Here is an 8,003-nt window from a genome sequence, read left to right as displayed (position 1 = left end):
AGCAATGGCCCCGGCCAGACAATACGCTTCCATCGCCTTGATCTGAGATTCCAGATCATCCTTTTGACCGGCGCGGGACACCCGGCAATACACCACCGTCAGCCGACGTTCCGGTGCACCACCTAGGATGGTGCGAACATCCGACTCGTCAAAATAACGGTGTCCCGACGGCATCCGTTTAGCCGTCAGTTTGCCTTCTCGTTCCCAGCGGCGAACCGTGCTGGTCGCTCGACCGATGCGCTTGGCGAACTCATTGATTCGATATTGCTTGCTCATAGTGAGCAGTTAGAAACAACTATGAGCAAATTTCAAGTAACAGTTGTTAGCTCTTGGGGCAAAGGTGGGCGTCGTCCAGCACACAGCGTTGATGAAGTGGCGATTGTCGCGCGCGACACCTTCCCAGCAGCCTTGTCGGCCGGGGAGGTGTGGTTCCAGCAAACACCAAGTCGTGTCGGAGAGGTCATGCCGGCAATGAGCCAGGGTCGTGGGCATGGCAAGGTCGTTCATGCTCGCATGTGTAACGGGGCCGGCCTCAGCGCTACGACTCGTGACGACACCACCTAGAACTAACCGTCGAGTTGGCTATTGGGCACAAGCTACCTCATAGCGCAATTGCCGGCGAACGCCCCTGGCGCTGAGGCTCGAAACCAGCCATCCGACTTCGATAGTGACAGTCTTCATGCATTTTTCTCTCGTCGGTTATGTTTGCTGGAGATCAGTGTGCGAGGCGGTTGGCATCGAGGCAATCCTTCGAAAACTCGAACACGATCTTGGGATCGGGAGCCACCAACTGGTTGTCTTTGCCCGCGTAGTGCAGTCGCGACAGGATGTCGCGTATCAAATTGAGTCTGGCCGTCCGCTTGTCGTCGGCGAGTACAACGTGCCACGGTGCTGCGGCGGTGTGTGTTCGCATCAGCATCTCGTTGCGCGCCATCGTGTAATCGTCCCAGTGCTTCAACGCGACGGCGTCGATGGGACTAGTCTTCCATTGCTTGAGTGGATCGCGGCGCCGTTCGGCAAGCCGACGGGCTTGTTCGGCCTTGCTAATGTCGAGGTAATACTTGAGCAGCTTGATGCCGGAGTTGACGAGCATCTCCTCAAAGTGGGTCACGGAGTACATGAATTCTTCATACTCATTTGCAGTGCAGAAATCCATCACGCGCTCCACGCCTGCCCGGTTGTACCAACTACGGTTAAAAAGGACGAGCTCTTCGGCAACAGGCAGGTGTGGCACGTAACGCTGAAAGTACCAACCGGTGCGCTCACGATCTGACGGTTTGCTCAACGCCACAACTCGCGTTTCGCGGGGGCTGAGAAACTCGACAATGCGCTTGATGCTGCCGTCTTTGCCGGCCGTGTCGCGGCCTTCCATCAGGATTAGTATGCGGTCGCCACATTCGATGAAATGGCGCTGAAGCTTCACAAGTTCAATCTGCAGCAGGTGCAACTGTATCTTGTAATCCTCGTAACTCACTACAGAAGCATCTGTGTCGGTGCCCGCACTTGCAGATTGCTTACCAGAACCTTGTTCATCCCACTGTTGGCCCTTTTGCTTCTTCTTGCTCTTTGCCATGTTTGCTCCTCTGATTATGCGTGCCATAGCCAGGCTGCGATCGGCCTGGAGCACATCATCAACCTTCCTCCATGGAGGGGCCATAGGTGACATGGGGCCCTGATACAAATTTCATTTCGGGCCGCAACTGTGAGCGCGGCCCCTTCGCATGGCGCTGTTGCAGAACTCGCTCCAAACAGCAGTCCGGCATAGCCTCCGGTAGGTTTGCCGCAGGATAAGCCACTACACGCCAAGTGCTGCACGACGAACTGGAAGAGCGACAACGCCTCCCTCAAGCGCCGAGGCTCACTGATGATCTGGCTCGACTAGGATCTGCCGTGGCGGGGACAGACCAGGCCGACCGCCGTCTTTCAGCGATGGCGCCATCGAGTTCTGCCTCACCATCAAGTGTTCGGGCTGGCCCTCCGACAGACGTTGGGCTTTGTCGAGAGTCTGTTGAAATTGGCCGGGCTTGACTGGGATGCGCCGGACTACAGCACGGTGTGCCGGCGGCAGATGAGGTTGTCGATCACCATCTGCAATCGTCCGAGCCAGGCGGGCCTGTATCTGCTGGTCGACAGCACCGGCGTCAAGATGCTAGCGTCCATGTACGCAGGAGTGCGCGGCAGCCATATAATGTAGGGCTAGTTTGATTACTGCATGTGCATCATGTTGGCATGTTTATGCCCCCTCATGGCATCTGCGCCATGATCGGATATCTGGGCATCGAACCACTTGTGCAGCGCCTGCACCAGCAGTGGATCATGGGCGGAGAATTGAATCTGCCCGCCATTGGGCATGTCTTGATAGCTCACGGTGAGCTCTCCTGCTTTAGCCTGTCGTAACTCTGCGAGTCCTGGCATGTTTGCTCCGTGGATGTTGGCCGGCTCGGCAAAATTGCCTTTGCTGAAATGGTCGGCTATTAAAGCCAAGTGCTCGCGAATCAGATGAATCTGGTGCTCATCTCCAGCTTTCTTGGTCACAACTTGCTGGACTCCGCCATCTTGGGTCTTGGTGAAGATGTGTGTGGTGGCTTTTAGCTCAAAGGGCATGACCAGCGCTCCCCGAGCAGACACTTCCGCTTGTCGCCCTGGATCGGCGGCTTTGGCAACGGGAACAGCGAGAATAGATAGCAGGCCACAGAGCATGGCGTACTGAATAACGGGAATTGATTTCATTGCATGGTCCTCAAGGGACACAGAACAGGTCCTATGTTAGAGACTTGCCAGTCAGCACTGTATGATTTGAATCATATCCTTTCAAACATGTGGTTTCCCATGGCTCGCTCATCTGGAGCCAAAGCTTTCCCCCTTGGTTGGTCAAGCTCCCCAAAGCATTACAGGCATAATCCGAACAACGCGAATTCAAATCCGGCGCAACGTTATTTCATCTGGGATGACGTCCCACGCATCATCTTTTGCGTGCTCGAAGGTGAATTCCAATTGCTTCGACATAAACAAGGCGGAAGGGTAGTCCTCCTGTAGAGGAGCCGTTCCGGCTTCGTTGCCGACGCCAGCCTGGAAGCTAAGAACCTCTTCAAAGTCTTTTGAGCCTCCCACCCCCGCCGCGCGGGCCAGGCGTTCGCGAAGAAACGGAAATGCGGTACAAGGAGAACGGCGGCGCCGAGATGACCGACACATCATTGGTGCAAGCTGTTGCGAGCCCGCTTTTGAGCGTGGTCCGGGAATCGTCGGCGACAGTGGTGAGCGCAGAGATGCGCATCCCGTTTGAGAGATCGAGTCGAAATCGACGCTTCCCATGGCGCTGCCGTTCATTGACGAGGATGGGGGCAGATCATGGCGATGCGCAAGCGCGAAAATGTGGTGTTTCCCAACGCGGCCGGCATTGATGTGGGGGGATCGAGTCATTGGGTAGCGGTACCGGCCGGTGCCGCGGAGGAGCCAGTGCGTGAATTTGGCGTGATGACGGATGATCTGCAGGTGCTGGCCGACTGGCTGCTCGAGTGCGATGTGGACATCGTCGCCATCGAATCGACCGGTGTTTACTGGATCCCGTTGTTCGAAATCCTGGAGCAGAGGGGATTGCAGGTCTGGCTGGTCGATGCCCGGCAGATGAAATACGTTCCGGGCCGCAAGAGCGACGTGCAGGATTGCCAGTGGCTGCAGCGGCTGATGGGCTATGGCCTGTTGCGGCCCGCCAGGGAGATCTGTCAGTTGCGGGCGGTGGCGCGGCTGCGCGAGACCTTGTTGAGCGAGCAGGCCAGTTGGGTGCAGCGCATGCAAAAGGCTCTCGTGCAGATGAATATTCAGCTCACTGAGGTGCTCACCGACGTCATGGGCATGGGCGGTCAGGCGATCATTCGCGACATCGTCGCCGGCGAACGCAATCCTGAAGCGCTGGCTCGTCACCGCCACCGGCAGGTCAAGGCCAGTCGCGAGGAAGTCGTGCGGGCGCTGACCGGCAACTGGCGTGATGAACACCTGTTCGTGCTCGGCCAAGCCCTGGCGATGTTCGATGACATTGGCCGCCATCTGGCGGAGTGCGATGCCAAGCTGCAGCGCCTGCTGGGCGAGCGGGCGCGGCACGCGATCAACGTCGGGCCTGTTCCGCGCGTCGACAGCAAGGCACGCGTCGCCTTCGACATGAGGCAGCGGCTGGCCGCTTGGGCGGGGGTCGATCTGACTCGCATCAATGGCCTGAACGTTACCGCAGTCATGAAGATTCTGACCGAGATCGGCCCGGACCTGAGCCGGTTTGCCAACGTAAAGCACTTTTGCTCTTGGCTGGGCTTATGCCCGGGCACCAAGATTAGCGGCGGCAAGGTCCTCTCGGCGGGCACCAAGCGCTCCGCCAACCGGATCCGTCGGTGCTGAAGATGGTCGCGATGGCACTCTCGCGCAGCGACTCCGCCTTGGGCGCTTTCTATCGACGACTTTGCCGCAGAATGGACAAGCCCCGGGCCAACACCGCGACGGCGCACAAGCTCGCCCGCATGGTCTACTTCATGCTGACGCGTGGTGAAGCCTTTGTCGATCAAGGCCAGCAGCACTACTAAGAACAGCAACGCAAGCGCAGTATCGCTGCGCTCAAGCGTCGCGCCGCCGCACTCGGCTTCCAGATCAATCCCGTGGAAGCAACCGCATGAATGCGACCATCTTTATTTCTGTTTCTTGAGAGCATGTTGCAGGTTGGTATTGAGTAGGTCACGTGCGCGTCGGAGTGCATTTCACCGCTCCCCAGCGCACGTGCTTGTCGGTTAGGGGTTACTCGCCCTTGCCGCCCCCATAGCCCTTGCCATCGTCCGGGCCCATCCTGCCTCCGGGTCCCATCCCACCCCCTGGCCCCATGCCACCACCAGGACCCATGCCATGGCCCTTGGCCGGTGGCATGTCGGGCAGCTTGACACCTTGTTCCTTTGCCCGCTTCTGCATCTCTTCATGGTGTTCCTTGCGGATTTTTTCGCGTTCCTTTTCAGTCTTGGCCGAATGCATGCGGTTGTGATACTCGGTGCGCTCTTTTGGCGTCATCAGCTGCCGACCATAGATAGGTTCCTGCGTCTTGGTCTTGGAGGGCGCATCCGCCGCCAGGACTGAACCGGCATACAGCCCGGCTACGCTGGCCAACACGGCCACCATACATGCCTTTCTGACTTTCATCGTTCACGGTCCTTTGCTGGGTTGACGGGTGAGGCATCGGGCAACCACGTCAACCCGTTCGTGGTTGCGAAAGGAAAATTGCAGGTGGTGTCTAACGATCACGAGCAGCGTGGTGTACTGGACTGAGTTGTCATTCGACGGTCAGGCCGAAAACTCCTCGAAAGCCGCCATCGCATTGGCCGCATACATCAGCGACGGTCCGCCCCCCATGTACACCGCCATGCCGAGCGCCTCTTCCAGCTCGGCCTTGGTGACACCGAGCCGCACCAGCGCCTGCACATGAAAACCGATACAGCCATCGCAGCGAGCCGCCACCCCAAGCGCCAAGGCGATCAATTCTTTGGTCTTGCGGTTAAGGGCGCCGTCCTTGGTGGCCGCCTTGGCCATGTCATTGAAGCTATTCATTAGCTCGGGCTGGTCATTGCGCAATACCGCCAGTTGCTTGCTGATGCCTTGGGTATGGGCAAGGTAGTCGAGATACTCACTCATTTGGATCCCTCTTGTTTCTGTAACGGGCAGGAACGGAAGCCGAACAGCTTGTACGCCGGGCAATAGCCGATCGCTCCGGTAGCCAGTGGCACGATGCCGAACCAGCCCCAGGCGCCAATCAACCCGCCGAGCGCGGCGCCAACCAGCGCCAAGCCGGCCACGATGCGGACCACGCGGTCCACGCCACCAATATTCGCCTGCATCACCACCTCCTTACTGCCCTCATAGGGCGTTGAGCGGAATCTTCAAATAGGACACCCCGTTGGCTTCGGCCGGCGGCAGGGCTCCGGCACGGATATTGATCTGCACCGAAGGCAGGATCAGTGCCGGCATGTCGAGCGTAGCGTCGCGCGCCTGACGCATGCCCACAAACATGGCTTCAGTGATCCCATCATGGATGTGAATGTTATTGCGGCGCTGCTCTGCCACCGTGCTGACCCAGGCCGGCGCCCGTCCGTTCGGCGGATAGTCGTGGCACATGAACAGCCGTGTCTGCTCGGGCAAATTCAGCAGGGCGCGGATCGAACGATAGAGGAGGTGTGCATCGCCGCCGGGAAAATCGCAGCGCGCGGTGCCGACATCGGGCATGAACAGGGTATCGCCGACAAACACCGCGTCACCAAGCTGATAGGCCATATCGGCCGGGGTATGGCCGGGAACGTACCAGGCCTTAGCTTCCAGGGCGCCAATGGCAAATGTCTCTCCGTTTTCGAACAGATGGTCAAACTGTGAACCGTCCGGCAGAAAACCGGCCTCGAGATTGAACAGCTGCTTGAATACCTGCTGGACCTCACGGATATGTGCGCCGATGGCGATGTGCCCCCCGGCCTGCTGTTTCAGGTAACGCGCCGCCGACAAATGATCGGCATGGGCATGCGTCTCGAGGATCCATGCCAAAGACAGCGCATTGGCTTGCAGATAGGAGAGCACTTGGTCGGCCGAAGCGGTGCGCGTACGTCCTGACTTGGGGTCATAGTCGAGCACCGGGTCAATCACGGCGGCATGCCCGCCGCGCTGGTCGAACACAATGTGAGTCACGGTTCCGGTAGTCGGGTCGTAGAAGCTTTCGATCTGGCCTTGCATGCTCTGCTCTCCTGATGGGGTGATTTCATTATATTGATAAACATAATGTCTGCAAATATAATGAAATTGATCTCGATCAACAGGACGCACCAATGACCCCTACCGCCCCAGTCATTGCCATCGACCGGCTGCGTGCCGCGGCCGGTGATGCGACCGCATTGCTGCGAACCCTCGCCCACGCGGACCGCCTGTTGTTGCTCTGCCAGCTCAGTCAGGGCGAGCGCTCGGTCAGCGAGCTGGAAGCATTACTGGGGATTCATCAGCCGACGCTGTCGCAGCAGCTTGGCGTGTTGCGCAACGAAGGGCTGGTCAGCACCCGGCGCGAGGGCAAGCGTATCTTCTATGCGGTCGCCGACGACAAGGTGCTCGCCCTGCTTGGCACCTTGTACGCGCTGTTTTGCCCGAAAGATTAAGGAACCCACTATGCATATCGACTGGAGTCATTTCACCCCGTGGACGTCGCTCGCCGGCGGATTGCTGATTGGCCTGGCCGCAGCGTTGTTTGTGCTGTGTAACGGCCGCATTGCCGGCATCAGCGGCATTGTCGGCGGCTTGCTGCGCCCCAGTCGGGGCGAGGTGGGTTGGCGCCTTGCTTTTGTGTTCGGCCTCGTGCTGGCACCACTGGCGTACTCGCTGGTTGCCGTTCTGCCTGCACGCCGAATCGACGCCAGCATCACGCTACTGATCGTGGCCGGGGTGCTGGTGGGGCTTGGCACCCGCTACGGTGCCGGCTGTACCAGCGGCCATGGCGTGTGTGGCCTGTCGCGGCTGTCGCCACGCTCGCTGGTCGCGACGCTCGCGTTCATGGCGAGCGGCTTTGCGACGGTCTTTATCGTGCGTCATCTGATTGCCTAAGGAGAGAAAATGATGGCCGTACTGTTTTCCTGGCTGGCCGGACTGCTGTTCGGCGTGGGGTTGATCCTGGCCGGCATGGCCAACCCAGCCAAGGTGCTTGGATTTCTCGATCTGGCTGGCGCCTGGGACCCGTCGCTGGCGCTGGTGATGGGAGGCGCAATTGCGCTTGGACTCGGTGCCTTCACGCTGGCCAAGCGGCGCACGCGTTCACTGCTTGGCCTGCCGATGCAACTGCCAAGCAACCGCAAGATCGACCGCCGCCTAATGCTGGGCAGCGTGCTGTTCGGTATCGGCTGGGGACTGGCCGGCATTTGCCCGGGCCCGGCCCTCGTCTTGGTCGGTGCGGGTGAAGGCAAGGGCGTGCTGTTTGTGCTGGCCATGCTGTTCGGCATGGCACTGTTCGAGGT

General features: G+C 59.2%; 11 protein-coding genes and 3 pseudogenes. 5 read left to right on the top strand and 9 right to left on the bottom strand.

The annotated features are described in order from the left end of the window. The 3 genes and pseudogenes from QU481_RS23220 to ppk2 form a co-directional block, all read right to left on the bottom strand. The coding region (locus QU481_RS23220) for a MerR family transcriptional regulator (RefSeq protein ID WP_289831305.1) at positions 1–276 on the bottom strand (276 nt) is incomplete at its 3' end. A gap of 54 nt (positions 277–330) precedes the next feature. After that, positions 331–492, bottom strand: a pseudogene (locus QU481_RS23215) (IS5/IS1182 family transposase); the annotation flags it as partial. 223 nt (positions 493–715) lie between these two features. Next, the gene (gene ppk2 / locus QU481_RS23210; protein WP_289832335.1) at positions 716–1,573 is read right to left on the bottom strand and encodes a polyphosphate kinase 2; all 858 of its coding nucleotides are present in this window, start codon (positions 1,571–1,573) and stop codon (positions 716–718) included. Between the two features lie 204 nt (positions 1,574–1,777). On the opposite strand from ppk2, the pseudogene QU481_RS23205 reads away from it, so the two are divergent. Next, a pseudogene (locus QU481_RS23205) lies at positions 1,778–2,152 on the top strand (transposase); the annotation flags it as partial. Positions 2,153–2,205: 53 nt separating this feature from the next. Here QU481_RS23205 and QU481_RS23200 read toward each other — a convergent pair. Next, positions 2,206–2,730, bottom strand: a complete 525-nt coding sequence (locus tag QU481_RS23200) for an aspartate carbamoyltransferase (RefSeq protein WP_289832334.1) — start codon at positions 2,728–2,730, stop codon at positions 2,206–2,208. Positions 2,731–2,916: 186 nt separating this feature from the next. Beyond that, the gene (locus tag QU481_RS23195) at positions 2,917–3,327 is read right to left on the bottom strand and encodes a hypothetical protein (protein WP_289832333.1); all 411 of its coding nucleotides are present in this window, start codon (positions 3,325–3,327) and stop codon (positions 2,917–2,919) included. Between the two features lie 21 nt (positions 3,328–3,348). Between QU481_RS23195 and QU481_RS23190 the strand changes: the two are divergent. Continuing rightward, a pseudogene (locus QU481_RS23190) lies at positions 3,349–4,658 on the top strand (IS110 family RNA-guided transposase). Between the two features lie 118 nt (positions 4,659–4,776). Here the strand turns inward: QU481_RS23190 and QU481_RS23185 are convergent. From QU481_RS23185 to QU481_RS23170, 4 genes are all read right to left on the bottom strand, one after another. Continuing rightward, positions 4,777–5,169, bottom strand: a complete 393-nt coding sequence (locus tag QU481_RS23185) for a hypothetical protein (protein ID WP_289832332.1) — start codon at positions 5,167–5,169, stop codon at positions 4,777–4,779. A gap of 141 nt (positions 5,170–5,310) precedes the next feature. Then, the gene (locus QU481_RS23180; RefSeq protein ID WP_289832331.1) at positions 5,311–5,658 is read right to left on the bottom strand and encodes a carboxymuconolactone decarboxylase family protein; all 348 of its coding nucleotides are present in this window, start codon (positions 5,656–5,658) and stop codon (positions 5,311–5,313) included. Beyond that, positions 5,655–5,861: a YgaP family membrane protein gene (locus QU481_RS23175; RefSeq protein WP_289832330.1), complete on the bottom strand. Its 207-nt coding sequence runs from the start codon at positions 5,859–5,861 to the stop codon at positions 5,655–5,657. Before QU481_RS23175 ends, QU481_RS23180 begins: the two co-directional genes overlap by 4 nt. 19 nt (positions 5,862–5,880) lie before the next feature. After that, entirely contained in the window at positions 5,881–6,831 is a 951-nt protein-coding gene (locus QU481_RS23170) for an MBL fold metallo-hydrolase (protein ID WP_435382731.1), read from the bottom strand. 2 nt (positions 6,832–6,833) lie between these two features. Between QU481_RS23170 and QU481_RS23165 the strand changes: the two genes are divergently transcribed. From QU481_RS23165 to QU481_RS23155, 3 genes are all read left to right on the top strand, one after another. After that, positions 6,834–7,154, top strand: a complete 321-nt coding sequence (locus QU481_RS23165; RefSeq protein ID WP_289829721.1) for an ArsR/SmtB family transcription factor — start codon at positions 6,834–6,836, stop codon at positions 7,152–7,154. 10 nt (positions 7,155–7,164) lie between these two features. After that, a complete protein-coding gene (locus QU481_RS23160; protein WP_289829720.1) occupies positions 7,165–7,596 on the top strand; it encodes a YeeE/YedE family protein in 432 nt (143 codons plus the stop codon). A gap of 9 nt (positions 7,597–7,605) precedes the next feature. Further along, on the top strand, positions 7,606–8,003 hold a 398-nt coding region (locus tag QU481_RS23155; RefSeq protein WP_289831584.1), incomplete at its 3' end, for a DUF6691 family protein.

Origin of the sequence: Crenobacter oryzisoli (assembly GCF_030385785.1) — a bacterium.
Classification (GTDB): Bacteria; Pseudomonadota; Gammaproteobacteria; order Burkholderiales; family Chromobacteriaceae; genus Crenobacter_A; species Crenobacter_A oryzisoli.
The sequence above is the reverse complement of the archived record's forward strand: the minus strand, read 5'-3'. Positions and strand labels throughout refer to the sequence as shown.